Raw genomic sequence first — 23,869 nt, forward strand, 5'->3', positions numbered from 1 at the left:
CATGTGAATATTCCGGGTAAAGTCCGGGTAACTTCCGGGTTAATTCCGGGTAAGGTCCGGGTAAATGTTTCGGGTAAGGAATTGGCTCAACCCCAACAGCCACGGGGCCTACAGCCAAATCAAACTACGGGGGATGCAAACTACGGTAATACGGTAATAAGGGAACGCGGGTATAAGGGAACACCTATTCCCCCCCAAGAACAGACCAATGAGGAATGGTTAGCCTGTTATGAGCGCGCGGGGTGATTTAATAGTTTTGGGTGCCCTATCCAGATTTGAGCAGCCAAACTGCTTAATTAAATATTGGCATCACATTCGACGCCCAGCATTGAAAGGCTTTACACTGGGCAAGCATACTGGAGGCGTTGCGGCAAAATCCGTAACCGGGATTGGAACCCCGAAACTACAAGGCGACCCGAAGCCGCCTACCCCTGTATGCGGTTTTTTTTGTGCCCTGAGACCTCACCTATTCTCACCCTTTTATGGTGGGCTGTTTGGGGGGCCTTGTGCCCGCCGTTCCCTTGTAGCGGTAGTTCCAACCCATCCAGCCCGCCGCCCAATTGAGATTGGAACCTCACGGGCAGCGGCTCACTTATACAAGGAGCCCAAGCCATGGCAAACCAAGCCCCAGCTGTATCTATCCCTCAAGCTGACAACCTTATTGTTCGCTCCCTTGACCTCGCAAATCTCAGCCTGGAATCACTGAGCAAGCTGCGCACCCTTTTCCAGAGCATCAGCCAGATATCCGAGGACAAAACCACCAGCCAAGAGCTGGCTGTTATCGGCGCCCACCTTGCTGATGAATGGGCAAACCTTATCGACTGCGAGCGGGAAGACCTGGAGCGCCTGGACAGTGGAAAGCTTGCTTGAGGAACTCTCCGGTTAGGAGCTCACACCTCTTGAGCTGCCAACACTCAACTGTATTGCTGGCGTTTAAGTTTATACTTGTAACAATAAGCTTAAGCTTGTTAAGTGAGTGGCCGTATAGATTCTAGAGGGAGGTTGATATATGAATAACTCTGAAGTGCTTCTTTCTGAGCTACTTAGTAGTCTTGATATTCCCCATGAAAAAATTGAGGAAAATGAAGAAAATAAAGTTCCAGATTTTGAGGTTCGCTGGGAAGGGAAGTCTTCCTACTGGGAAGTAAAAGGGCTTGATTCAAATAAGGATGAAAAGAAAATCATAAGAAACATTCAAAATGATGAAGTTCAGCCGTACCAAGTTAACTCTAAAAGAGTAAAAGACAGCATAAAAGATGCCAGCTACCAATTTGAGGAGCATGGAGTTACAGGGCACCCTTGTATAGTTGTTATTTATGATAATCGTGATTTCTCTGTAATGGACTTCATGTTACCCAACTACATAAAAAGCGCAGTAGCGGGCAAACCTGAAGTAATTTATAAGAATGGGACCTATAGGGAGTGTAAGCGCTATTATGAAATGCTATCCCCAGTGAGAAAGACATATATAAGCGCTGTTGCCCTCTTATCCCCCAACGGTAAAAAAATTACTTTCTACCACAACCCATACACCAATAACCCTCTAATAGATAGCAGGTTAATGAAACTATTCAGTAGTCATTACCAAGCCATCCCAACTGAGCAAGGGTTGACGTGGACCGAAGTACAGCCTACAGAAGACTAGTGAAGAAACAATTTAGAAGCCTACTTGAGCGCACAGAATTACCAAGAAATACTGAGGTGCCCCCTAAGCGCCGTTGAGGCAGACCAATACCATAATGCCTCCCAAGACCAGTAAAACAGCTCAGAGGGTCACAGGAGCTGTTTGACCTGCGTTTCTCCGCCAATCGCAAAACATAGCTCCATCCTACTTTTCGCGAAAGAGCCAGGCCAACATCACTTACAAACCCAATCAAGTACACTCAACAGCAGGCTTTTCAATTGGGTCTTTAGTCATATGAACTGCTAGAGGCTCCCCAAAAGCGGAGGGGGCGTACATCTTCGGGTGAGCAACACTATCTAGCAACTCTTGTTTATCAAAGTCAGAAAAAAACGAGTATTTTTCAAATATCTCTTTAGCTCTTACGCTTTCTGGACCTGCAATGCAGTCATAAAAAATCATAGCCACCTCGCAAATAGAAAGCTGCGCTTTAAGAATCCTTATATACACCTCTTTATTATCTATTTTGCTTTCTTCTATAAAATAAATAATTACGTAAAAATTCTTAAAGTAATGACCCAACCCATTATTCACATCTCCAAAATAGCTTCGATATCCCTTCTGTGCAGCTATACAGGAATCACCCTCAGTCTCAGCATGGTACCTGTACTTATTCTCATAACGTTCATAGATATTCTTAAAACACGCCCTTCCGCTCACACGTGAGCTCTTGAAAACACCCGTAGTGCTAGCCGGTATTTCTATCTCTCCAACTATGTCATTGTGCAGTCTTACCAACTGAAAAAAGGTATTTTCAAAGTTCTGCTTTTCGAGGGATTTGCTTTGCTCGGCAAGTGCCTCGGCTGAATTCCTAAGCTCCCTGGTAGAGTTATTGAGCTCCTCGCTCTGCATGGAAATAGTTAGCAAAAGAGCAATCAGCCCCATAAACGCAAAGATAGGGTTCAGAACCCCACCCATAAAATCTCCAAAGGCGCCCCAGACGCCACTGCTGTATTTTATACACATTATTTAAGTCCATTTAGAGCTTCTGCTGCCTCAATATAATGAAGTAGCTTGGTGTATCCCTGCCAAACGGTTTTCACCCCTGGCTCACCATCCCCTTTACGCCCCAAAAAACCTCCTAAACCTGCCAGCATGCGGGTTATCTCCCTCATGCTTGGGGGTTCATTTGGTGGAGTAGTTTTATCTCGTATCATCCATGTCATACGCCATTCTTTTTCAGAGTAGGCACTCGTACACGGTGCTTCAGGAAGTCTTCGTGCTTGTGTAGTTATCGAATGTAGTCGCCATCCAATAATCATATAGATCGCAATGCAGTTCAGCATTCGCTGCTCTGTTCTAAAACGATTACTTTCTATCTGACATCCACCTTTTAATACTCGAAAATAGGTTTCAATTTCCCACCGGCTTCGATACCACTCAATGATAACCCTCGCCTGCTTAAAGTCTTCAACTGGAAGATCCGTCAACAGCATCCACTCAATCCCTTTCTCACCCTCTGGTGTAGCCGCGCGCGATAAATCGCGACTACTGATGCACTAAATAAGCTCTTCTAATTTTTGCGTACTGTGGAATTCTTTTGCAACTCTTCGATTTGCGCCAGCCCTAAGCTGGATAACTCTTAGGGCTGGGTATTTTCTCTTTTCTTTTATCGTCTCTGCTTACATGGTTCAACTCCGCTAGGTTGGTTGGCTTAGTCGGTTTATTTAGATCTCACCCGCCCACCTTATCCCCAATTAATACCCCGGTCCTTTGTACCAGGGAAAAATCTTATTGCATGGTTAGCGTGTGGCTATAGATCTCGCGGCTTGTGAGCCCGTCGCGGCTGGATTCCAGTTCTATGCGCAGCACTGTTGGTGGGTTGGTGGTGTATGGGGCGTTTGGTGGGGTGAAATCGTCGGGGAAGCGGCCGATGCCGTTGGTTACCCTGAACTCATCCAACCAGCCTCCCAACCCTGGCAGAGTGTCTGTGTCACTAATTCCGCCTAAAACGTAGCGGTCTTGGGTGTAATTGGTGGAGTCCGTCCAGCTCCCTACCGCTACGCCATCCACATACAATTTAGTGGTACCTGAATTGCGGCTTAGCGCTATATGGTGCCATTGGCCAGCGGATAGGATATTGGTGGCTGAGGTAATGCGGGCTAAGCCATTCACGTAATATCGAATGGAGTTATCAGTGGCAAGATAAATACAGGGCCTGGGCTGATTGTAATTACCATAAGATCTGGAATCGACAATGCCCCGGCTGCCGCTGCCATTTAGCGCTTCGACATAAACCCAAAGATCTATAGAAGCATCGCCCGTTCCCCATGCCAGTTGATCTTCTGTTTCACGGTCCAGGCCGCTGCCATTGTCCGTTGGGCAGTACAGGGAGGCGCTGCCGAATTTGCTTTGGGCGGTACTGATTTTGATTCCATCGGTGCCGCTCCACTGGCCGCCGTACTCATCGGTAAAATCTGTAGCGCCATCGTCGCCCTCAAAATGTAGAAGTGCGGCGTTCCCACCACCCCCACTGCCAGTTGCAGTGGCTGTGGTTTCGGTCAGGCCCTCATCATTTTGGATTTCGTTGTTGCCTTCATCATAGATTCGCAAGTTATAGGTAGTGCCGGCTTCCGGGCCTATATCGCCATCGGTCCAGGGTACCAGCACATCGCGCTGGAGGCTGCGGTCTCTGTGGGACCAGGTAATGGTCAGTGGGCTGATGGCGTTTTCGGGCCAGTACACTCCATTGATTTTCACATTGGCCGGCGGATAGGGTCGTGCCTGGCGTTGATCCATGGTGACGGTGCTGGCGGTGGCTGAGCTTTCGCTGAGTGTTTGGGTGGTGGTGCGGGTAAGAAGTTTTCCGCTGACCTCTTCGCTATCCAGATATTCGGTGGTGTCGCCGGCGACGTAGTCCTGGTAAAACCACACCCGTGTGCCGGCACTGTGGTTGCTGGGGATGGTATCGGCGCAGCCACGGGATAGGCTCAAGATATTGGTGGTTGTGTCCAACGCATCGACGCGCACAATTTCGTCGCCGATCAGGGCGGCAGTTGCGGTTTCTACCAGATCTAAGTCAACGCCGTTAACCAGGATTACCTGGCTATCTAAGGGGGCCATATCGCTTTGCAATACGCCACTGGGCACCCAATCGCCGGTGTCGCGCTCTTGGTATGCATCATTACCTACACGGGTAAGCAGTTTGTAGTCCAGCGCCATGCCGTTGGGGCGCACGCCCAGGGCGGCGACAAAGCCAGCATCATAGGCAAGGCTAGCCAGATCCACTTGAGACATTTTCAAGCATAAATCACGGTAGGAAACTTCAAATAGCTGCTGGTCCATTGCGGCCTGAGGAACCCGGTTTGGAGGTTGCCAGGTGCTGGGCTGTTCCTGGCTGTAGGCGGTATCAGGCAAGCCGAAAACATCCTGCAGTGCAGTGATAGTGATGGCGCCTTCGCGGTGGGTGCCGTAATCCACACGGCCGGCGCGCAGGACCATATTGCCGATGCCTCTGTCGGGCGCGCTGATACGGAAGAGACCACCCGGTGCTATGTCGTACCCGCGTCGGTCCATCCGTACTTTGAAACGACGCAGGCCCAGGTTTGCGCGCAAATCCCGCTGCGCCACGCGACAGGCCAGCGCGAAGGTGGGTATGCCTGGGTAATTAACGGTTTGGGAAAAAATCGCCCCGGCTGCTTGGATAGCGCCCAGGTTTTGCTCGCGGGCCTGGCGGTCTTCGTTGCTGATGGGGTCATGCCAGTTAACAATGATTTCACTGGGAGCCGCTTCGTTGACGGCCAGGGTTTCCTCCTCGATTGAAAGCAAACCGTTACTGTAATCAAACAGTGGGAGTGCATCGCTATCGTAATTATCTCGCACAAGGTTAAGGGTCAATAAACCAGTACGGCGACTGATATATTGTCCGGCACCAATATGATCCAACACGGTTTGAATAAACTGTTCCAGAGAGTCCTGGCGGCTCCATTTAAGACATAGACCAAACCTCTCTGAATACAGTTGATCAGCTGCGGTCTGGTAGCTCTCTACATCTAGTCGCTCTCGTGGCAACCCTTTGCCCCAGCCACGGTTAGTTAAACACTCAACCAAAATATGGGCTGGATTCATTGCATGGATAGCACTATCCATCAGGAGTATCTGGGCCTTTTCCGGATACCAGGGATCATCATTTTCCCATCCCTTTAGCGTGCGTCTAACACGCATTTTCCAAGGTTTTGGATATGGGTTGGTGATAGAAATTAGTCCGTCAAAAAACAGGGTACACATACCCCGAAAACCAGGCACCGGATCTTCTGGCCCAGTATCCCCTTGAGATACCTTGTCACGCAGTGCCTGGATCAGTAATAACCAAAATGAGGGCGGTGTTTCCCCGTTATACATCCCTCGTAATCCATTGGAAGCGACTTGATCGGCTTCCCCCATCATAATGTCCAGGTTACCTTGAATACCGCCCTCACGTTCCTTTCCGCCAAATAGCATGGGTTTGTCGATATACACTTGTTGGCTTGATGTGGCCGATCCGCTCCAAGCAACTTGATCGCCAACACGAATCTGGACTAGCTCATCAACAGGCCCACGGCCTAACCCCATGTGAATGCCCATATAGTAGGCCGTAACTTTTGGCTTCTCGCTACTCCCTCCCATCTTGCGCCTCCCTATGCGCAGCATCGATAACCCGTTGCGCAAGTGCATCGCCGGTGGATGCCAGGGTTGCCGTAGTAATACGCCCTGCTCGCAAGTCACTCATGCTCAAATTGTGGTGAGCAAACCAGGGACGTGCGCCGGTAATACAAAGCCCAGCCAAGTGGATATGGTGAGGTTTGATCACCAATATTTCATCGCTCACTTTTTACCTCCGCTATTTATTTTGATGGGCAGTGTGCGATAGTTACCTACACCCAGTACGCACCAACTGCTGGTCCAGCAATCACCAAAAAAAACTGCCTGGGGGGTTCCCTCATCCGGCACAGGAAAGTCCCAATCATTAAGGGATGCGGGCTTTGGTCGTGGAGGTTTGGGGGCCAATGCTGAAGCCACAAAAGATGCCACAACCATCACGGCGATCTGTATCAAGAAATTCACGCTTTCGCCCTCTTAAAAAACCGGGTCGCCATCAAATGGTGACTTGCCAGGCATTCCGGGAACGCCACCAAAATTCAGCGAGTTAGAAAACTTTGTGGTGCACTCTGTTATGGTTCGTGCGCATCCAGGATAGGCACGTAGTTCGAGCCCCGGAACCAGGTCCAGGCTGCCACCTAACAGTGTGATATTGGTTCCGTTGTGACTATCGATACCGCGTTGCTCCAAAATACCAGTGGGAGACAGCCATTCGACAAATCCGCCACTAAAATGTCCATCGCTGAAAGCGGCAAATTCCGAGGCCATCAGGGTTAGGCCGGTTACCTCTGCCAGCACAGAATCCACTCGATGCAATTCTTTATTCACACCACAAGTCACGTCATACAATGCGTTGGGACAGTGGCGACTCCAGGTCAACCGCAGCCCGGTGGTATCCCTGGAAGACAAAGGCGCGCATACGAGATTGAGGTGATCGCGGCGGCGAGTGACATCGGCAATTTCTCCCACCCACACCACCAGGGCATCGTCTTCGCCCAGGTGCTTGTCATACACGGTGATGCTAACGGGTGTGGACGGTGGGTAAACCTGATAGAGGTTAACCAGGGCAAAATTTAAGGGCGCAGTGATGGTGAGCAGGTCGGCACTGGTCTCGCCGGTTTGGCGGATACCATCGTCGGAAATACCAGGGCAGCTGATAAAGGTTTGCAGGTTGTGGGCCACACCCAATTGGGCGTTGGTATACAGCCAGCGCTGGGGCCCCAGCACAAATTCATACAGGCGCACCGGCTGTCCATCGTCGATGGAAATTTCGCGGCCGTTAAAGCTCATCACGTACCCCACGGAATAGAATTTGGGCCGAGGCTGCGCCCTCAATATCGGTAATATGGTTCAGTTCCACCCGGTCGCTATCGGCCCGCACCAAGGCCATAAAACTGATGCGGCGTACCTCTGCGGGATCGATGGCGCGATCCAATGGACTGTCTAGGGCAAGGCGTTCCGTTTGGCTGTCCACCTCTGCGCAATTGGTAATACGGCGATACCAGGTGGTGCCGTCACGCAGTTCGATACGCAGATCCCGCCGGCCTTCAGATAGCGCAACCAGGCGCACATAGTGAACGTGGGCAATATCCAGGCTGCTGCTGTTCGTCGGAATCGGATCTAGCAGTTGTAGGTCTTCCATTCCCGTGGGCAGCCAGACCGATTTCTGCCGACCACGCAGCATATAAAAAAGGCTGCGTAATGCGGCGCGCTCCCCAGCGCCCTGGGTGAGCCAGCGGTGGGACTGCAGGGAAAGCCCCAGCTCTATGGGCTCACTGATTGCCGGGTTGTCGATGTCGTTGTCGAGAGCATCCAGTAGGCGAATATAGCTGCTGCTCAGATCGTTACTCTCCGCTGCCGGCACTTCCAGCACCGGCCAACCCCGATAACTGGGTAATGAATCCGTAGGCCAGTCAGTGGGCTCAACCAGGAGAAACTCCACTTGTGCGCGCACAGTTGCGCCGGAACGTTTTTGCATTTGTGGTTGGGCCACCAAGCGCGCATTACGCATGGGATACAGGCGGGTACCCTGGGGCCAGTGATTTTGCACCGGGTCGATTAACTGCAGGCGGTCAGATTGAATTGCCCGTACATTAAGCACCTCGTATTGGTTGGCGTTTTCCCCCAGCAGCAACGCAGTTCCACCTGCTACAAAATCGCGGTATTCCGTTGTACATGTAATTTCCTCACTGCCGGCCGCCACCATTGTTAGCAGCTGCACATCGTGCCAAATGGGCACTGCCCAAACCCTAGCGCCCCAACCGTACAGGGCTAGATCCAAACGGGTGCGTTCGGCACCTGTGGCCAGGGTTTGAAAGCTGTAAAAGCGACGGGGAAATTCCCGCAGTGCGCGGCGCTGCTCCACTGCGGTACGGCTGGGCAAAATATCGGTGAGCCATTCCAGCATTTCATGCACACCCTGGCTCCAGTCTGGGGCAAATGGCCAGGCCATTACCCGGTTGCCGGAAATAGTCAGCAGCGCGTAATCCCCACTGGCAAATTGCCAGGTAATTTCGGCACTGATTACGGCGGGACCATCGGTTAATATCTGCAGATCCCACTCCCTTTCCTGCAATGCGCCGAATACCAGAGGCGGATTGACTTGTCCGGCAATGGTGATGCCATCGGCATTCTCACTGCTTAAATCCTTGAGCGTGTGGGATTCCAGGTAGGCATTCCAGACAGTGACTTGGTGGGTTTGTGCATTGGAAATATTCCCTACATCCAATCTGGCTGGAGTAATGTGGATTTGGTTGTAAAAGTCCTCGGTAAAACTGCTGACCTTGGCGCCGGACAAACTGCGCCTGATCGACTCCAGTGGGGTTCGAATTATCGAGCCTGTTTTACCTGGGGGAATAGCCGCAACCGCACGCTGCTCATGTAGCGCCTCCCCCAGTGTATCAAGCGGCACCACATTGAGGTGGTCAGTTGCCAGCTGTTGCGGCTGGCCTTGAAAAAAACCAGTTAATTCAACCACACTCAAGGCCCGTCATAACGTACAGCTATACCGAGGACCCCCGTGGAAAAACTGCCATCGTTATAATTAGGCTCCTTACCGTTTGGAACAGCTGAGTCTTTACGGTGCCAAGGAAAGACCTTCCAGCGTTCGCTGCCTACGGTGAGAATATCGGCGGGATTGTAGTTGGTGAGTTTTACAAATCTAAGATGGCCTACATGGCCAATACTCATATAGTGGCCATCAGTATTTTGTAAGAATAAATTGAATGGTGTCAGTATGGTTTGACCATTAAATTTATTTGGGTTGGAACAGTGAATGGGTCTAAAAATTGTCGGGCCGTGAACAGCATTTAAGTCCGATTTATCATTGGCTGAATAGGTGGACTCCCAAACATATCCACGCAATTCACAGTGTAAATATGAGCATTTACTAATATGGCTCTGGCTGTCCCAGGATCTTCCATCCTTTTGCGACCAGAATAATGCACACTCGCGCGCAGTATCTCCACCCCACATTGAATAGGTGCCACCAAGCACCGTCGAATAGCAGTTGTTGCCTGCATTACTTGAGCTGTGTTGGGCGTGGAACCACTGGCCGCCAGTCCAGTTACCCAGTTTTTCCAAAGTGCCAAAGCCCAGATGCCAATGGTCGGTAACACCGGATACCATTGTGACCCATAGTGTGTCTGGGTTACTAAACGCGGCAATATGGTAAGCGGCGTTGGTGGGCCAGAGGCCGGTATCAAAGGCAATGCGGGAATATCTTGGGCAGGCATCGGGATCAGAACTTAATCCATCACGCAGCCCAGTAATTTGCAGTTCGTCGTCACTGTTGGCAGTGAGTTTGATATAGGCATCGCTCTTTTGTAAAACACTGCCATTTAAAGTCCAGCCGTTATTTTGTGCAAAGCCCTGAATCACAGTCAGTAGGTCAACGGCGGAATTCACAATACCGGTTTGGTACGCCATGACTATTGTGTCCTCATACAGTAGTAATCATTAAACCCGGTCAAGGCGCCATCACTGAAAACTGTATGGGTTTCTGATTCCACCGAGACGGTATTTCCTGCGGCATTATCAAAGCCGGTAATAAAATGCATACCATCTAAGGTGCCATAGGTATTTTCAGTGTCGTATAAAACGATGGGGAGTAATGGATATTCGCCCCCGGTATCACGAAAGGTTTTCTCACTACTGTACGGCCAAGCATAGGGGTTTATCCAATCCCCCGAAGTCGTTCTAATTTTCAGTTGATCCCGATTACCTTTAAACGGGAGGATAACGGAACTATGCGAGTACCTCGTCATATTCGGCTGGCTTAGAGGCGTTGCAATAATTGCAGGGTACGGGTACTGGCCGGGGGTACCATAGGGTAAAAATTTACCCACATATAAAGGAAAAGTAACAGTGTCAAACTGAACAACTAATTCTATATGCTGCCCGTCTACACCTGCCTTATATGCAATGTCTTGATTCCACAATGGTAGTGCGCCAGCTTCAACACCAGGCTGGCTTGATTGATCTGCATCTCGTACAAATCCAGTGCCTATGTTTATGGCCCAGTTGTAGTAGTCATCCGTGGGGCGATCATAAATTTGAAATGCAATGTAAGCTGGCCCATTCCCGGTGAGTCCTGGTGCGCGTAACCATACTGCGGGGAGACGCCCAAAATTTATATCAGCTGTGTCCTGAAATTCAGGAAAACTAATACGCTGTAGTGAAGTCGTGTCACTTGAGCCATTGTTCTCTGTGATCACGATTCTCCAATAGAGCTTGGCGCCTGGTGATTCTCCTGTAATCGTCAGTTCCTTGGTCTCATTATTGGCCCATGTATAGCCGTTGAATATTTCGCGGGTATTCCAGTTCACACCATCATCCGACCACTCCAAAGAGAACTCTTTTGGGGCTTGGCTGTTGGTACTGGAACACTGAATGACAAGGCGGTTTATTTCTGCAGGACGGAAAAACTTCCAGCCCACCCAGCAGTTGGAGTGTTCGCCTAATGCAGTTGCCCAAGGGTTCGTCGGAACGTTGTAGCCTGTCTTGAGTAATTGCCAAGGCTCGTAATTTACCCGATAAGAGCTTGCGGAAATTTCAGCCACGCCGCCAATCCTCAAAACCTCCCAGCGTTCATCTGCAGGCATTTCCCCGGCGGTTACATCAAACACAAATTTATCCCCTACCTGGAAATCAGAATCGCCGGCGGACAGGTCGAATAACACCAGGGCATTATCGTAATGGGTGCCTACCGTTGCCGAACTCTGCAAACCCGAGACAGAGCCCTGTACAGAAAATATGGCGGGGGCTGTAGCATCAGTGCAGGTGATGCTCCAGCTTTCAGTCACCGCTGCGGGGTGAGCGTCTGGGTTGTGTAATTGACCGTTGCCGGTACCGGAATAACTCAAATTACTGACCACACCGGAGCCGGTTACCAGGCGAACTACTTGGTCCAGTAAATCAATATGATTGGTTGCCACACCTTGCTGATAAATACTCATTAGCCCCCCAACATCTGCCGGAACTTGCCCGGATTGCGTTTGATATGTAGTTCGATTAATTCCTCGCCCTCGGGTCCGCGCAGAGCTTCGGAGATTAAATCTTTGTCGAGCACCGGTAGCAGGCGCTGCTTAACAATCGGCGCGGGCATATTGGCGGCGAGGGTTTGCGCTGGGCTGTCGTAATTGGTGGCTGACAGGCCAACCGGGCCGCCTTCTGCATAGCCACGGAAGCGTTCCAGGGAGCGCATCCCCTCGCGGCGGAAATTTTCCATAAAGGCCATGGCACCCGGTTCGCGCATTACGTGGGCCGGTTGTACGTATTCGCCGGCGTGAACAACACCGGCCACCTGGTATTTGCTACCGACTCCGGTAAAGCCACCATCGGCAAAGCCACCGACTGCAGTGACTGCCATCTGGGTAATCTGTGCGGCCGCCTTTTCTGCGGCGAGCCTGGCTAGGGCTTGGGCAATAGAGGCGATCACATCCTGGATCACATCACCCAGGCTGGCTGCGCCGGTAGCGAGGTCTACCAGGCCATCGGTGATGCTGTCTTCGAACGCATTCTGGGCCACGGAGCCATAGCGATCGGTGGTAACGCGCAGTTGCTCAATCTCCGCTTTTAATTGCCGCACCCGCTCAATGGCATCGGGGTTGCCGGTGGCTTCTGCCAGGGCTTCCATTTTGGGGATCAGCGCATCCACCTGATCGGCGGTATCGCGGTGCAGTTGCAGCAGCTGCTCGCGGGCGGAAAACTCGGTAATCAGGCCGGATTCCTGTTGCGTGCGGATGGATTGCTCTTGCCGGGTTTGTTCGGACAATACGCGGGCCACCTGGGCCTGGAGTTCATCCAGTTGTGCCTGGGCTTTTTCCACATTAATCAAGCTGTTGACCAGCTCGATGCCGGCGGTATCGCTGCGAGCCTGCAGGCGTTGCAGCAATTTCGCGTATTGGTTTTCCAGGTCATTGCCACGGGCTTCGGCAGTACGGCCTTGCAAGCTGAGCAAGCGGTTTTCAATCGTTGCCAGTTGCTTGGCGTCTGCCGTTGCCTGGTTAAGTTTTTCCTGGGCAGTAATAGCGGCATTAGCGGCTTGGGCGCGGGCCAGTAATTCGCCGCTTAATCCTTTTTCGGCAATATTGTATGCGCGAGTTTCTGCAGCGCTTTTGCCCAGGACTTCCGCCTGGCGCTCCAGTTGGGCAACAAAGGCTTCCAGACTTTTGGTTTCGCGATCGGTGTTTTTCTTGTCGGCGTAGCGGGCATTAATGCCGGCAATATTGCGGGCAATAGTGTCTTCGTTCAGACGCGCGTCGTTGGGGTTGGCCTGGCGGATTTTATTCAGCTGCTTTTGATATTCCTTGATGGCTGCAAGGCGCTTCTCTTCATTACTGAGGTTGGATTCCGCCAAGCGGTCCACCTCTTTCATGGCCGCAATGGCCTCCTTATTGAGTTTTGCGCGTTCGGCTTGTTCAGCGGAGATGGCATTGCGGAACTGGATACGCAATTGCAAGCGGGTGCGCTCGGCCTGAAGTTCAGTAAGGCTGGTAGTGGTTTCTCCTCGGCGGCGGCCGCGTAAAATTTCTTGCTGCCGCTGGATACGCTTATTCACCCGCTCCAGTTCTTCTTCCAGGGTATCTTCGCGGCCGACATCGAGCATTGCATCCCAACTCTCGGATGCGGCTTTTTTTACCAGTTTCCAGCCGTGCTCCAGCAGGCCGATATTTTCCGCCAGCTCACCGGCGCGGCTCTCCAATTCATCGGCATGGGTATCGAACGCAAGCTGCACAGCCTCCATTTCGCGGCCCTGGGCCTGCAGTGCGGCAATATTGGCGTAGACTGCCGCATCCAGGTGGTTGTACTTCTCACTCAGCTTTTCGATGGCACCGACCGGATCAGCTGCCAGCTGCGCAAACTCATCTATCGTTGCACTGATGGCCTTGCCGGTGGCGTCCTGCATTTTCAATGCGGTGCGCGCGACCTGTTCCATTTGCGCTTCGGTAAACTTTCCGGCCGAAGCAATCTCAGTGAGTGCCGCCGAAGCGGCACGGCGGGTACCCACCACAGCATCAAGGCGCTTGGCCATTTCCGCCAGCTGATCGCTATTGGTGCCGGCGGCGTTGCCGCTCAGAGTCAGGGCTTCGGTATAGCGCCGGCTCTCGGCCGCGCCCTGCTCATGGGCCAGTACCACGGCAGCGGTGGCAGCGGCGAGGCTGCCCAGCAACAGCGGTATGGGTTTGATGGTGGAGGCCAGGGCCTTGGCAGCTTCACGGGTACCGCCGAAGGAATCCTTGATCTGGCCGCCTTGCTGGATGGCCACCAGCCACACGGGCATACCGGAAGCCAGGCTGGTGGTGATATCGGTGATCTGTGCAGGCAGCTGGCGCATGGCCTGTTTGTATTGGCCGGCGGAGATGGTGCCATCACGCATAGCATCGTTATTGGCTTTCACCGCTGCCGTATTTTTAGTGGTCGCAGAAGTCTGATTAGATGCGGATACTTGCTTAATGCCTGCACTGGCTTTTGCTGCCGCAGTCGTAACATCAAGTAGCTCTTTTTCAATTTGATCCAGCTGCTTAGCTGTACCGCTATCTTTTACAGCCGTTGTCTTTTCCAAAGCCGCACCCGCATTACGGGCTGCCTCAGAAACGTTTTCCAGATCCTTTTCTAGCTGCTCTAGTTGTCCACCAGAATCCGCTTTACGCGGGGCGGTGGCTTTATCCAGGCTGGCATCTGCCTCAGCGGCAGCTATTGAAATACCATCCAGCTCTTTCTCGAAGTCGTCGAGCTGCTTGGCTGCATTCTTTAAATCGGTGCGAATGCGTAGGGCGAGTTCAAGGTTTTGCTGTGCCATGGGGGCATCATGGCGAGTGCGGGAGGAACAGTCTTTTGAACAGGGGCAAAAATGCCAGCGGCGAATGCTGCTGGCTTAGTCTTTAGTCAGGCTGCGAAGGTGCTTTTTTGTATCGTCTCTGTCAGCGACAAAGGCGGTGCGCATATCGGAGAAATACCCGGCGCGCTGGTAGCGTTCGCGGCGCTGGGCGGCGTCAAAGTAGAGCATTAATTGCCGCTCGGTATAGCTGCCGATTTTTTCCGGGGGGTGCCCGTTGGCGATCAGGGTGGTGTAGATGTCTCGCCAGCGGGTGCGGTTTTTTGCGCTCTGTCCGCGACCAGTTCCGCGATCCTGCGTTGCTGCACAGAGCGCAGAAAAAAAGGGCCGGTCACCGCCCACCAAGTCATCATCAGCAGATTGCCCTCAGTGTCGTTAAGGCTGTGCAGCCATTCCACTTCGCGGTCGATGGCAACGGCCATTAGCTGCAGTGTGATTTCATGGTGGTCGGCGATAATATCCAGCACCGCTTCCAGGGAGAGTTCCTGGCTGCTGCTCATCACTTGGTGCAGTGCTTTGAGAAATGGTGCCGACAATGAGCGCAGGCGCAGCCCCTCTACAAAGCCATACTCGCGCACGGTAATTTTTTCGCCGGCAATATTTAGCGTGCGCTCCGGGTGCAGAATCTCCAGGTCATCCTGGGATTCTGCGGTTTCCTTTTTTTCCAGTTTTTTGGCCATGGGCTACTCCAGCAACTCGATTCGGCCGAAACCGCCCAGGGCTTCATCCGGGTCGGACAGAGGATCGAATAGCGCAGTGCCTGTTAGCGCCAGTTCGCCGAAACTGGTGTTGATTAAATCCAGCTGGCTCACCGGATTAAATTTGCATTTGTACAGGCGCCCGCGCACCCGCTCGTTGGCACCATCTACGGTGTTGACCCCATCTAGCATCAGGTAACGCACCGGCGGGGACTGGGTGAACATGGTGATGTCGGTACTGGCGCCGTGGGAGTAGTCGGCATTAAACGGCTGGGTAAAAGAAGCCACATCCAAAAATTCCAGCACACCGCCGGGACTGGAAACAATTTGAAAATTCGTGCCCTCGGCCAAAGTGGCCGGGGTGCCATTGGAATCGGTAATTACCAGGCTGGATATATTGCCGCGATCCAATACCACCGAATCCCCGGTCTCCACTTCCGGGATGGCTTCGTCGGTCACTGTCGAACTGGTTACCACCCGCTCGGTACCGTAGAGACCCAGGGCCAGGTTGCTGGCGGTGGCGTGATACAGGGTCAGGGAGAAATTGACCTCGGTGCCGGTGTTCAGGGTGGCGCTGGTGAGACGCTGGCCACTGTAGGATTCCTGGCGATTCTCCGAGCTGACGCTGGCGGTAATATTCAGCAGGCCGGCATCGTTGACCCAGTGCATTTTGCCCGGCTTACCGTTAGACAGGCGCTCGCCCAGATATACCTTGCCCTGTAGGGAAAAATCTTGCATTGCTGCAGCTCCTTATTTGCCTGATGCGGCGACTTTTTTATGCTCAATAAGCCAGTCGCGTTGACTTTCGGTAACCTCAATTTCGTCGCCCTCTTTAAAGGGCCGGCCCCGGTGCGTGTGCGCCTCAATAAGAGTGACTTTTACCCTTTTTGGCGCAGTCTTTTTGTCGGTCATGCCTTGGTGTCCCCCATGAAATAGGTGATAGAGAAAACATCAATCCAAAGTAAGGTGCTGCGGTCGTGGTCCAATACATCGCCGCGCAGCCATTTAAGCGGGCGCTGTAATTGGTCGCCGGGAATCCAATTTCCCAGCAGTGCGGTGCGTACGGCGCCGATCAGCGGTTTGGCTTCCTGCAGTGCCTCGCTGCCGGTTTTGCCCCGGTAATTGCGCGCGGCGACGATGACGCCGATAGTGGCTTTGACTTGTTGGTTGCCGCTGGGGCGGCGCTGGGGGCGCCCGGAGGGTTCGGGCAAGTCCTCCTCATGGGCCAGCACCACATAGGCACTGCCGGGACGGAAGCCCTTTAAGTCTTTGACCCCGGCATAATCGGCGGCACCGCCTACCAGTTGCAGCGCCGGCACCTGGTCGCGCAGGCGTTGCTCGATAACGGCGGTATCCAGTGGTTCGTTCATCAGTAATCTGCCAGGTTATCCCGAAACTTACTGGCCCTAGCGGTAGTGGCCGGCTGGCCAATACCTTGCTGTGCGCTGGTATCCTCCAGGCCCAGGGAAAACTTGCCGTCTGCGGTGAGTTGCAGCAGCTTTAGGGCGTCGCGGTAGTCCCGCACTATGGGGTCGTCGCTTTCACCACTGACGCGATCCTGGTGCAGGAGATAGCGGCAAATAGCCCTGGCCCAGGTGGTGACAATGCCCGGTACCGGATCGAGTGGCAGATAGCCACGGCGACCTAAAAATCCATCAATCACCGATTTGGCATCGCTGATGGCGTCGTCAATCCGCACCAGGGCGTTGTCTGCCACGATGATTTCAGCTGCGGACCAGGTGCTGCGATCTGCGCCCAACAGCGTGGCCTGCATCAGGTCGTAATCCACCAGTGCCTCATGGGCGGGGCTGGCGACTTCGGCCAGTTCGCGGGCGCCTGGGCGTTCGGCCAGTTGTGCGTGGGAGATATACATCAGTCTTTATCGACCTGCGCCCAGAGAGTGTCCCGCTCGGCAGCGGATATTTTCAGACCAGCTTTGTTTAAGGCTTTGATATCCGGCGCGCCGGCGTTGGTCCAGTGTTCGGAGTTTTCTGTATCCAGTTGGGCTACGGCTTCGACGAAGACTTCCATGGAAATTTCGCCATCGTCGGCACTGATACCGGCGGCGATAAGGCTGCCGCTTTTCAGCAGAGGCGCTGCCTGTTGTGGGGTACAGTTGACGGTGCCGGATTTAATAATTTCGCCACCCACTTTGCAGGGCTGGCGCACTTGGTAAGTCTGTTTGCTCACGGGTTTCTCCGTTCGCGGCGGCTGCCGCTGCTGTGAAATAAGCGAGGGGTTTCCTACTCCATCCCCGGACTATCTACCCCCCCCAAGGTTTGCCGGTTGATTCGCTGATCAGGGACTGCGTGGCGGTGCCAGCGAAAGCGACCGCCACCCCTTACTCAGGTTGGGAATCAGCCAACATTGCGCATCAAGTAGCCGGCGGTAATACCGGAGAGCACAGGTCTGCGCTCATAGGTCACCGGGTAGATCCAACTCTTGGCGTTTTTGTCGTAATAGGTTTCTTCCACCAGGGGATGGCCGTCCATGGTGTAGGTGTAGCCATAGCTCGGTTCAGCGGCATCGGCACTGTTGTCGCCGCTGGGTAGGGCTACGTAGGCGAGGATGGCATCGGTACCCCAGACATCACTGAATTTGTCATTGGCATCGGCAGAGACCGCCTTGCCCACCACCACACTGTCGATATCCAACAGAGCGGCAATCATGGCGGCAGTGATGGAATCTTTGCTGGTGTATTTGAAACGCTCCAGGACATAGGGGTTTTCCCGCATCGCCGCAAAGGCTTTAGCAGAGAGCACCAGGCTGTTGGCATCCATGCCGATGCTCTCGCGCACCGCTTCCTGGCCAGTGCGAATATCTTTACAGGGATTATTCGCATCATCGCTCCACTGGGCGGAGGCCAAATCCACCTTGTGGTCGTTGTCGTAGTTGTCCGGGTTGCGGGCCAGTTCGGCCTGTTCAACTTCCAGGGCCAGGGACAAGCTGCCCATGGTGTTATTGACAGCCCGCTGGCCCAGGTTGATGCCGGGTACCTGGCTGGCATCGCGCAGATGTTCCCGAGGCACCATTCCCTCAAGAGAGTCCTGTACCAACGCAAAGGGCTTGCCGGCATGGCCATACTGCACCCGCTTGGTGCTGCTGCCGGGAGTGCGTCGGGCGTTGTAGAGTCGGAATGCCTCCTTGCCAAACTCCAGTACCTGACCGCCACTTACTGCGACGGGAGCGCGGGGGAAAAGAGCCATACCCACATGGGTCTGGTGGCGGTAGCCCTGGGCGTGGGTAGTGAGAATTGGGTCTATCACCCGCACCTGTTGGTTGTTCATCTGAGTCATGATGGCGCTTTCCTTAGTTGGCGATTAACAGCACTTCGATGGAGTCGCCATCGCTGCTGGCGGCTTGCAGGGCTCGGGCCACGGTGATGCCCGAGGACTTTGTAATGGCCTTGCCATCGGTACCCACTTCGATAGCCGCACCATCGGCAATGGCGCCGGCGGCGGTCACCTGGGTGGTGCCTATGACATCCACCGGGAAATCCTCGCCGGCCCCGGCAGTACAACGGGACACGCCGAGGGCGTTACCGCCGGCGCTGGCGGTGGTGCCATCAGCGGCAACAAAGCGCCCGGCACTGATCGCGGCCGTAGCGGCGAGAGTGAGCGTGAGCAGTGAAATAGATTGCATGGGGGGCTCCCGATTAACTCACCGCTGCCAGGGCGGTGTTGTAGTCGCAGTTGTGCTGGTTCTGGTAGGCCAGCGCCTTGTTGTGCAGGGCCAACTTGTCCGGGTTGACGGAATAGCCGGTGGGTGCGGCAAAGCTGGCGCTTTGGGTCGTCAGATCCTCGGCGGCACCCCGCTCAGCAAAATCCACTCGGGTGGGTAAGCCATTGAGGAAATCCCGCAGGAAATCCGGTGCGCTTTTCTCAACCGTGCCATCTCCTTCGGCAAAGCTCAGGGGGTTGGTATCTGCCAGGCCGGCCAACAGGGCCACCATGCCATTGCGCTCGCGGGGCAGCAGTTTGCCGCCGTCCACCAGTTGGTCGGCAAAGCTGGCGATCTCCTTTTCCCGCGCTGCCGCTTCCTGTTGCGCCACCTTTTGCTCGCGGGCCTCCAGTTGCGCCTGCTGGGTTTGCAAGGCGTTTTCACGCTCGGCAAAGCTCGCGGCTTTGTTTTTTCCATTGGGGTCATCCACGGGGAGTTCCTCCGGTTGTGGGGTTGGGGTGTTGTTGCTGCCGGGTTGAGCAAAGTCGGGACTGGGTGATGTTTCTGCTAGTTGCTCTGCGTCGCGGGCCATCCAATCGGTGACTACCTTGTCGGCATCCTCGTCACCGAATTTCGTCAGCATCCAGTCGCGCAGGTTGCGCATCAGGCGGCCCACCAGCCAGCTGTCGGCGAAGTCGGCCCCGGCAAATTCCACTGTGAAAATGCCTTCGCCATCGTCGGCAAAGCTGGCTTCCTTTAACCCTTTCACAGCCGGTGCGGCGGCACCGAGAAAACCCACATGACGCAGGTACCAGACACCGGGTACGGGATTGTTGGCGGATTGTGGGTGGAAGAAGCTGGCGGAGATTTTGGGAAAGCGGCCGCTATTCACCATCTCGGCAAATTCCGGCTCTACCTGGTCGGGCTCGGCGGTGAGGACGCTGCCGGCAAAGTTCAGGGAGGACACCCAGCCATAAGCGGGATCATTGACCTTGGGGTGTCCAACCACCAGTGGTGCGCGAAATACCGCTGGGTCGTAGGCGTCCTTGGTGGACTGAATATCGGCCTGGCTGAATGACAGGGTTTTGCCACTCACATCGGTAAAGGTGCCGGGTTTGAAAATTTCCAGATTCACTGGTTTTCCCATTGCGTCTCGATTGAATGGGGCCAGCTTAGGGGCGGTGGCGAGTGAGGTCTTTTGTACGCGGGCAAAACCGGCAGGCTGGGAATTTATGCAGATGCCGGTGCGGGTTGCGGGTAATTGCCCTGTAAACGGTTTTATAAAGCTTTTACAGCGGCGAAACGGGGTGCGCTGGCTATCGTTGGATGCCCTGGGAGGCTGAGGGCCTTACAGGGGCGCTGAGGCGCCAGTGGCAAATTCCAGGTAATCCCGCGTTAGAGCCAGGATTTCGCGGTCATCCTCTGCGCTGGTACCCAGCCAGGGGCGCGCGGGAATATGTCCCCAGGGAATGGGGCTGCCGCGTTTGGTTTTGCCGAACTGGCCCTGGGCGGCGCCAAACTGGTGGACGGCCCCATAGGGGCGATCTGTACCGAACAGCAATTCTGTACCCAGCACCTGGTAGCGCAGGGTATTGCGCAGGAGGCCGCTCAAAGTGAGCACTTTGCCCTGGTTCTTGGGTTTGCGTTTGAGGTAGCTGGGGCTGAGCGCGGCCCAGGGCACGCCCTCAGGGGAGGTCTGGGTGCGGAAGCGGTTGCGGTGGACCTGCAGCAGGTATTCGCCAATATCCCGCAACAGCGGCGCGGGGTTTTCCAAGCTACCCGCCAGCGCACTGAGGGTGTTGCTGGCCTCGCGCGCGTCCAGTTCAATTCTCGCACCGGCCATGATCAGTTCCCACTGTCCAGGTTTTCTATCAGCTCAACGGTCAGGCTCTCCGCCAAGCCCTCCGGCAGGCCCTCGGCTTTCTCCAAGATGCGCTGTATTTGCTGCTGGATGTTGCTGCGGCCGGGGGCGTAGTCCCAGCCGGGGTCGATGCCTTCCGGTACCTTTATCTCTACGCCTTTAAAAGTGATTTTGCGCTGTTTAATCGCTGGGGCTCTGTCCGGGCCACTCCTACCCATGCGCTCCAGGTCGCGTTGGTTGTAGGCGATTACGGTGCATTGGCAGCCCCAGCCGTTGGGCGGGTAATGGCTTAGCCACCAGGGATCATCGGCATGGATCACCAGGTTATCCCAGACCAGGTGCTGCTCGCGGGGATGCTGTACCGCATCGCTGTGCTGGTATCCCCAGTAGGGGCGCCGGTCCTTCACTTCCAGTAACTGGGCATAACGGCCGGCCGCGTAGCTGGTGCGCAGGTTGGTGTGATAGATCACCGAGGCGCGCCAGTTGCGCCCGCCATTGGGTTCCCAGCCGTAGTGATCCAGTACCGCTTCGTAATCCGGCTGGAATTCCTGCAGCGTCATCCCCTCGCGGATAGCCCTGGAAATTATCATGTACAGATCCCGCACCAGGTCGATGCGGTGGGCGCCGGCGCTGATAAATGCGCGGTCATGAGCCGCGCCGCGAATGCGCTGGTAATCGATACTGGGGTATTTGCCCTGGAAAAACTGGATCTGTTCCTCGAAGGAAAGACTGCCGTAGGCCGCCGCAGTTGCCATTATGGATTCTCCAGGGCGGCTATCTCGTCCTGCACATCATTGCGCCCCGCCAGCTGGGCTGCCTCCAGTCCGGTAGCCATAGTTCGGGCATAGTCGTCGAGACTCAGTTCTGGCGCCAGCGCCACCAGCCTTTCCTGCAGGTCTTCCAGGCTGGTGGCCTCATCGAGGAGCCGGGCCAGCTGGTTGCCCCAGTCTTGGGTGATGGGCCGCAGGCGCTGCTCCAGCTGTATCGCCAGGGCATCCGGCGGGGTTTGCGGTAATTCATCCTCGGCAAACTCGGCAGCGGGCTCCAGTGAGGTTGGTTGCGCTGGAGGCTGTGCTGGGGCTACCTCGCGCCAGTCGCCGCCGTAGTTGTCCTGAATATGTTTGAGGCTGGGCCTAAAGCCCATATCGACGATCTTCTTATCCCGTTCGGCGGCCTGGTTGAGGTCTTCCGGCGGTTCCACTTTGCGGCATACACGCGGCACCTGGGCGCCGGGGTAATTCCATTCGGTAAGCCAGCGGGCAATAGAGCGATTGAAGCTTTCGCACACCAGATCCGCATCGGCTTTTACCAGGTCGAGGCGCACATCACTCTGCAGCTCATCATTGCCCAAGCGCCCCGGTGTGCCCTGGGAGGAGGCAGTCTGGCCCACGCAGACCTTGGCGATGGCGGCATCCATGCGGTCGTAGAGGCTGACATAATCCGCCGTGCCACTGCGGGCGGCCTCCAGCAGCTCTATGGCCATACCTTCCGGCACTATCACACCGGCATCGGTGCTGATGGCGGACAGTGCTTGCAGCAGTTTGTTTTTTTCTTCCGGCAGCGCGTTGGGGGCGTAGGTACCCTTGGCGGTGGGCTGGCCGAATTTCTCCAGGAAGATCAGCCAGTATTTGAGGCCATTGCGCTTGAACCAGGCGGGCCAGTAGAGCCAGTGCCCGAGGCCCAGACCGTAGGGTTCGTCATCATGGTCGCTGCCGGTGGCGAAGTCCCAGAATTTTCGCTCGGGCAGTAACTCCCCCAAAGGGGCACTGAAAGTTTTCATGCGCAGGCGGCCCAGGCCGTCATAACCAAAGCGGCGGCGGTCGCGCACTTTCACCTCGTTAAGCATTATGTGGCGGCCATCCCGCGCCCAGAGGGCCTCGGAGACGGCAAAGCCATAATAAACCCCGTAGAGCATTTTCTTGGTGACGCGATCCCAGCCGATATGGTGCAGCATCTCCTGCAGGTGCTCCGCTGCGGCTTTGTCTTTTTGGGTTTTACCGCCGGGGTCCACGGCCCATTCCTTGCCGATCACCGCCAGGCAGCGCTGGTTAAAACAGCTCGCTACCTGGTCATCCCGCAGCACTTCCTGATACACCCGATAATCGCCACCGCCGCGCACCTGCAGCACAGAATCCTGGGCCGGCTGGATGGTGAGCGGGTCGGTATAGCCTCGGGTGATATCGCGGCCATCGGCGGTGGTGGCGATTTCCTGCATTTCCGGGCGCGGGTTGCGGGTTGTGGGTTTAGCGGCAAAGTTGGCGGGTACCAGGATGCCGGACGCGGTTTGCTCAAAGTCGGCCATTAGTTGAAGCCTCCAAAATTGCTGCCGCCGGCTACTGTGCCGAAGCCGGTATCGGTGGTGCTGAGACGGTTTTCGGCACAGGCGCTGCGGCGCCCGGTGGATTGGTATTCGATGGGAGCGCTGGGTTGGGAAGCCGCTTCGATAGCGAGGCCCAAGGCCCAGAAGTGGTCGGCGTGGCCATCGGCGGTGCGCTCGGCGGTAAAGCGTACATTGCCGGCGCTGGTGGTTTGCTTGGTGACCTGGCGCAGGTCCGCGCGGATTTTGGGATCATGGGGAATGCGCAGGCGGCGGTCTTCCATGGCGCTGCGGATCGGGTATGCCAGGGCTTCTTTGACGCGGGTGGTAAAGGTGACGGCCTCCACCCGGTGCTCGCCAAATCTATCCTGGGCATCGTCGGCCCAGCCGATACCGAGGCCGGTGGCATCAATACAAATGCGGTCGCAGCGGTCCAGCCAGGGCCAGAGGATTTTTTCCTGGTCCGACTTACGCATATTCTGCAATCGCTCGACGTGGCGGGTATAGAGCACATCACCGAGCTGCTCCAGTATCCACAGCACGGTCAAATCTTTTTTGCGGCCGATATCAATGCCGGCATAGAGACGCCCGGATTCCATGTTCTGCCAGTGGATTTGTGCGGGATATTCCGCTGCGGCAATCAAGTCGTATTCCAGGAAGGCCACATTATCGTCGGCCGGATTGCACATATATTCCTGCTGGAAAGACTCTTCATCGGCGCAGCCGGAGCGCACAT

The 23,869-nt window shown here is 54.8% G+C and carries 27 protein-coding genes; 3 read left to right on the forward strand and 24 right to left on the reverse strand.

The annotated features are described in order from the left end of the window. The 3 genes from MO867_RS14035 to MO867_RS14045 all read left to right on the forward strand — a co-directional run. The coding region (locus tag MO867_RS14035) for a hypothetical protein (protein ID WP_252469987.1) at positions 1–246 on the forward strand (246 nt) is incomplete at its 5' end. Between the two features lie 366 nt (positions 247–612). After that, positions 613–870, forward strand: a complete 258-nt coding sequence (locus MO867_RS14040; protein WP_252470009.1) for a hypothetical protein — start codon at positions 613–615, stop codon at positions 868–870. Positions 871–1,009: 139 nt separating this feature from the next. Beyond that, on the forward strand, positions 1,010–1,645 hold the full coding sequence (locus MO867_RS14045; RefSeq protein WP_252470011.1) for a hypothetical protein: 636 nt from the start codon (positions 1,010–1,012) through the stop codon (positions 1,643–1,645). Between the two features lie 228 nt (positions 1,646–1,873). On the opposite strand, the gene MO867_RS14050 is transcribed toward MO867_RS14045, so the two are convergent. The 24 genes from MO867_RS14050 to MO867_RS14160 all read right to left on the reverse strand — a co-directional run. After that, positions 1,874–2,647: a putative phage abortive infection protein gene (locus tag MO867_RS14050; RefSeq protein WP_252470013.1), complete on the reverse strand. Its 774-nt coding sequence runs from the start codon at positions 2,645–2,647 to the stop codon at positions 1,874–1,876. Next, positions 2,647–3,177: an IS4 family transposase gene (locus MO867_RS14055; protein ID WP_309143306.1), complete on the reverse strand. Its 531-nt coding sequence runs from the start codon at positions 3,175–3,177 to the stop codon at positions 2,647–2,649. The genes MO867_RS14050 and MO867_RS14055 overlap by 1 nt, the downstream gene beginning before the upstream one ends. Positions 3,178–3,412: 235 nt before the next feature. Beyond that, positions 3,413–6,286 carry a LamG-like jellyroll fold domain-containing protein gene (locus MO867_RS14060; RefSeq protein ID WP_252470017.1) on the reverse strand — a complete coding sequence of 958 codons (2,874 nt, stop codon included), beginning with the start codon at positions 6,284–6,286 and terminating at the stop codon, positions 3,413–3,415. Then, entirely contained in the window at positions 6,273–6,488 is a 216-nt protein-coding gene (locus MO867_RS14065; RefSeq protein ID WP_252470019.1) for a hypothetical protein, read from the reverse strand. Before MO867_RS14065 ends, MO867_RS14060 begins: the two co-directional genes overlap by 14 nt. Next, positions 6,485–6,724, reverse strand: coding sequence for a hypothetical protein (locus MO867_RS14070; protein WP_252470021.1), 240 nt, complete (start codon positions 6,722–6,724; stop codon positions 6,485–6,487). The genes MO867_RS14065 and MO867_RS14070 overlap by 4 nt, the downstream gene beginning before the upstream one ends. A gap of 12 nt (positions 6,725–6,736) precedes the next feature. Further along, positions 6,737–7,549 carry a phage/gene transfer agent baseplate hub protein gene (locus MO867_RS14075; RefSeq protein ID WP_252470023.1) on the reverse strand — a complete coding sequence of 271 codons (813 nt, stop codon included), beginning with the start codon at positions 7,547–7,549 and terminating at the stop codon, positions 6,737–6,739. After that, the gene (locus tag MO867_RS14080; protein WP_252470025.1) at positions 7,539–9,236 is read right to left on the reverse strand and encodes a hypothetical protein; all 1,698 of its coding nucleotides are present in this window, start codon (positions 9,234–9,236) and stop codon (positions 7,539–7,541) included. The genes MO867_RS14075 and MO867_RS14080 overlap by 11 nt, the downstream gene beginning before the upstream one ends. 2 nt (positions 9,237–9,238) lie before the next feature. Further along, on the reverse strand, positions 9,239–10,186 hold the full coding sequence (locus MO867_RS14085; RefSeq protein WP_252470027.1) for a hypothetical protein: 948 nt from the start codon (positions 10,184–10,186) through the stop codon (positions 9,239–9,241). A gap of 2 nt (positions 10,187–10,188) precedes the next feature. Further along, entirely contained in the window at positions 10,189–11,715 is a 1,527-nt protein-coding gene (locus tag MO867_RS14090; protein WP_252470029.1) for a hypothetical protein, read from the reverse strand. Continuing rightward, entirely contained in the window at positions 11,715–14,561 is a 2,847-nt protein-coding gene (locus MO867_RS14095) for a phage tail length tape measure family protein (protein ID WP_252470031.1), read from the reverse strand. Before MO867_RS14095 ends, MO867_RS14090 begins: the two co-directional genes overlap by 1 nt. A 75-nt stretch (positions 14,562–14,636) precedes the next feature. Beyond that, the gene (locus tag MO867_RS23605; protein ID WP_256474032.1) at positions 14,637–14,768 is read right to left on the reverse strand and encodes a hypothetical protein; all 132 of its coding nucleotides are present in this window, start codon (positions 14,766–14,768) and stop codon (positions 14,637–14,639) included. A 53-nt stretch (positions 14,769–14,821) separates the two neighbouring features. Beyond that, positions 14,822–15,277 (reverse strand): DUF6631 family protein, encoded by a 456-nt coding sequence (locus tag MO867_RS14100; RefSeq protein ID WP_252470033.1) that lies wholly within the window; start codon positions 15,275–15,277, stop codon positions 14,822–14,824. Positions 15,278–15,280: 3 nt separating this feature from the next. Then, positions 15,281–16,033 (reverse strand): phage tail tube protein, encoded by a 753-nt coding sequence (locus tag MO867_RS14105; RefSeq protein ID WP_252470035.1) that lies wholly within the window; start codon positions 16,031–16,033, stop codon positions 15,281–15,283. Positions 16,034–16,045: 12 nt separating this feature from the next. Beyond that, positions 16,046–16,207: a DUF7210 family protein gene (locus tag MO867_RS14110; RefSeq protein WP_252470037.1), complete on the reverse strand. Its 162-nt coding sequence runs from the start codon at positions 16,205–16,207 to the stop codon at positions 16,046–16,048. Continuing rightward, positions 16,204–16,665, reverse strand: coding sequence for a phage tail terminator protein (locus tag MO867_RS14115; RefSeq protein WP_252470039.1), 462 nt, complete (start codon positions 16,663–16,665; stop codon positions 16,204–16,206). The genes MO867_RS14110 and MO867_RS14115 overlap by 4 nt, the downstream gene beginning before the upstream one ends. After that, positions 16,665–17,168, reverse strand: coding sequence for a DUF1320 domain-containing protein (locus MO867_RS14120; RefSeq protein ID WP_252470040.1), 504 nt, complete (start codon positions 17,166–17,168; stop codon positions 16,665–16,667). The genes MO867_RS14115 and MO867_RS14120 overlap by 1 nt, the downstream gene beginning before the upstream one ends. After that, entirely contained in the window at positions 17,168–17,485 is a 318-nt protein-coding gene (locus tag MO867_RS14125) for a hypothetical protein (protein ID WP_252470042.1), read from the reverse strand. Before MO867_RS14125 ends, MO867_RS14120 begins: the two co-directional genes overlap by 1 nt. Positions 17,486–17,652: 167 nt before the next feature. Further along, on the reverse strand, positions 17,653–18,591 hold the full coding sequence (locus MO867_RS14130; RefSeq protein ID WP_252470044.1) for a major capsid protein: 939 nt from the start codon (positions 18,589–18,591) through the stop codon (positions 17,653–17,655). Between the two features lie 13 nt (positions 18,592–18,604). Next, the gene (locus MO867_RS14135) at positions 18,605–18,937 is read right to left on the reverse strand and encodes a capsid cement protein (protein ID WP_252470046.1); all 333 of its coding nucleotides are present in this window, start codon (positions 18,935–18,937) and stop codon (positions 18,605–18,607) included. 13 nt (positions 18,938–18,950) lie between these two features. Further along, complete coding sequence (locus MO867_RS14140; protein ID WP_252470048.1) at positions 18,951–20,090, reverse strand: hypothetical protein; 1,140 nt, start codon at positions 20,088–20,090, stop codon at positions 18,951–18,953. 213 nt (positions 20,091–20,303) lie between these two features. Continuing rightward, positions 20,304–20,798, reverse strand: coding sequence for a phage virion morphogenesis protein (locus MO867_RS14145; RefSeq protein WP_252470050.1), 495 nt, complete (start codon positions 20,796–20,798; stop codon positions 20,304–20,306). A 2-nt stretch (positions 20,799–20,800) separates the two neighbouring features. Beyond that, complete coding sequence (locus MO867_RS14150; RefSeq protein ID WP_252470052.1) at positions 20,801–21,571, reverse strand: phage head morphogenesis protein; 771 nt, start codon at positions 21,569–21,571, stop codon at positions 20,801–20,803. Further along, positions 21,571–23,118, reverse strand: a complete 1,548-nt coding sequence (locus MO867_RS14155; RefSeq protein ID WP_252470054.1) for a DUF935 domain-containing protein — start codon at positions 23,116–23,118, stop codon at positions 21,571–21,573. Before MO867_RS14155 ends, MO867_RS14150 begins: the two co-directional genes overlap by 1 nt. Next, a partial coding sequence (locus tag MO867_RS14160) for a phage terminase large subunit family protein (RefSeq protein WP_252470066.1) occupies positions 23,118–23,869 on the reverse strand: 752 nt, incomplete at its 5' end. The genes MO867_RS14155 and MO867_RS14160, both read right to left, overlap by 1 nt.

Source organism: Microbulbifer okhotskensis (assembly GCF_023895975.1).
Classification (GTDB): Bacteria; Pseudomonadota; Gammaproteobacteria; order Pseudomonadales; family Cellvibrionaceae; genus Microbulbifer; species Microbulbifer okhotskensis.

Excerpts from the sequence above, each read along its gene's own strand:
- MO867_RS14040 (WP_252470009.1), top strand. The coding sequence starts at position 613 with ATGGCAAACCAAGCCCCAGCTGTATCTATCCCTCAAGCTGACAACCTT.
- MO867_RS14045 (WP_252470011.1), top strand. The coding sequence starts at position 1,010 with ATGAATAACTCTGAAGTGCTTCTTTCTGAGCTACTTAGTAGTCTTGAT.
- MO867_RS14050 (WP_252470013.1), bottom strand. The coding sequence starts at position 2,647 with ATGTGTATAAAATACAGCAGTGGCGTCTGGGGCGCCTTTGGAGATTTT.
- MO867_RS14060 (WP_252470017.1), bottom strand. The coding sequence starts at position 6,286 with ATGGGAGGGAGTAGCGAGAAGCCAAAAGTTACGGCCTACTATATGGGC.
- MO867_RS14075 (WP_252470023.1), bottom strand. The coding sequence starts at position 7,549 with ATGAGCTTTAACGGCCGCGAAATTTCCATCGACGATGGACAGCCGGTG.
- MO867_RS14085 (WP_252470027.1), bottom strand. The coding sequence starts at position 10,186 with ATGGCGTACCAAACCGGTATTGTGAATTCCGCCGTTGACCTACTGACT.
- MO867_RS14090 (WP_252470029.1), bottom strand. The coding sequence starts at position 11,715 with ATGAGTATTTATCAGCAAGGTGTGGCAACCAATCATATTGATTTACTG.
- MO867_RS14095 (WP_252470031.1), bottom strand. The coding sequence starts at position 14,561 with ATGGCACAGCAAAACCTTGAACTCGCCCTACGCATTCGCACCGATTTA.
- MO867_RS23605 (WP_256474032.1), bottom strand. The coding sequence starts at position 14,768 with ATGCTCTACTTTGACGCCGCCCAGCGCCGCGAACGCTACCAGCGCGCC.
- MO867_RS14100 (WP_252470033.1), bottom strand. The coding sequence starts at position 15,277 with ATGGCCAAAAAACTGGAAAAAAAGGAAACCGCAGAATCCCAGGATGAC.
- MO867_RS14105 (WP_252470035.1), bottom strand. The coding sequence starts at position 16,033 with ATGCAAGATTTTTCCCTACAGGGCAAGGTATATCTGGGCGAGCGCCTG.
- MO867_RS14110 (WP_252470037.1), bottom strand. The coding sequence starts at position 16,207 with ATGACCGACAAAAAGACTGCGCCAAAAAGGGTAAAAGTCACTCTTATT.
- MO867_RS14115 (WP_252470039.1), bottom strand. The coding sequence starts at position 16,665 with ATGAACGAACCACTGGATACCGCCGTTATCGAGCAACGCCTGCGCGAC.
- MO867_RS14120 (WP_252470040.1), bottom strand. The coding sequence starts at position 17,168 with ATGTATATCTCCCACGCACAACTGGCCGAACGCCCAGGCGCCCGCGAA.
- MO867_RS14130 (WP_252470044.1), bottom strand. The coding sequence starts at position 18,591 with ATGACTCAGATGAACAACCAACAGGTGCGGGTGATAGACCCAATTCTC.
- MO867_RS14135 (WP_252470046.1), bottom strand. The coding sequence starts at position 18,937 with ATGCAATCTATTTCACTGCTCACGCTCACTCTCGCCGCTACGGCCGCG.
- MO867_RS14145 (WP_252470050.1), bottom strand. The coding sequence starts at position 20,798 with ATGGCCGGTGCGAGAATTGAACTGGACGCGCGCGAGGCCAGCAACACC.
- MO867_RS14150 (WP_252470052.1), bottom strand. The coding sequence starts at position 21,571 with ATGGCAACTGCGGCGGCCTACGGCAGTCTTTCCTTCGAGGAACAGATC.
- MO867_RS14155 (WP_252470054.1), bottom strand. The coding sequence starts at position 23,118 with ATGGCCGACTTTGAGCAAACCGCGTCCGGCATCCTGGTACCCGCCAAC.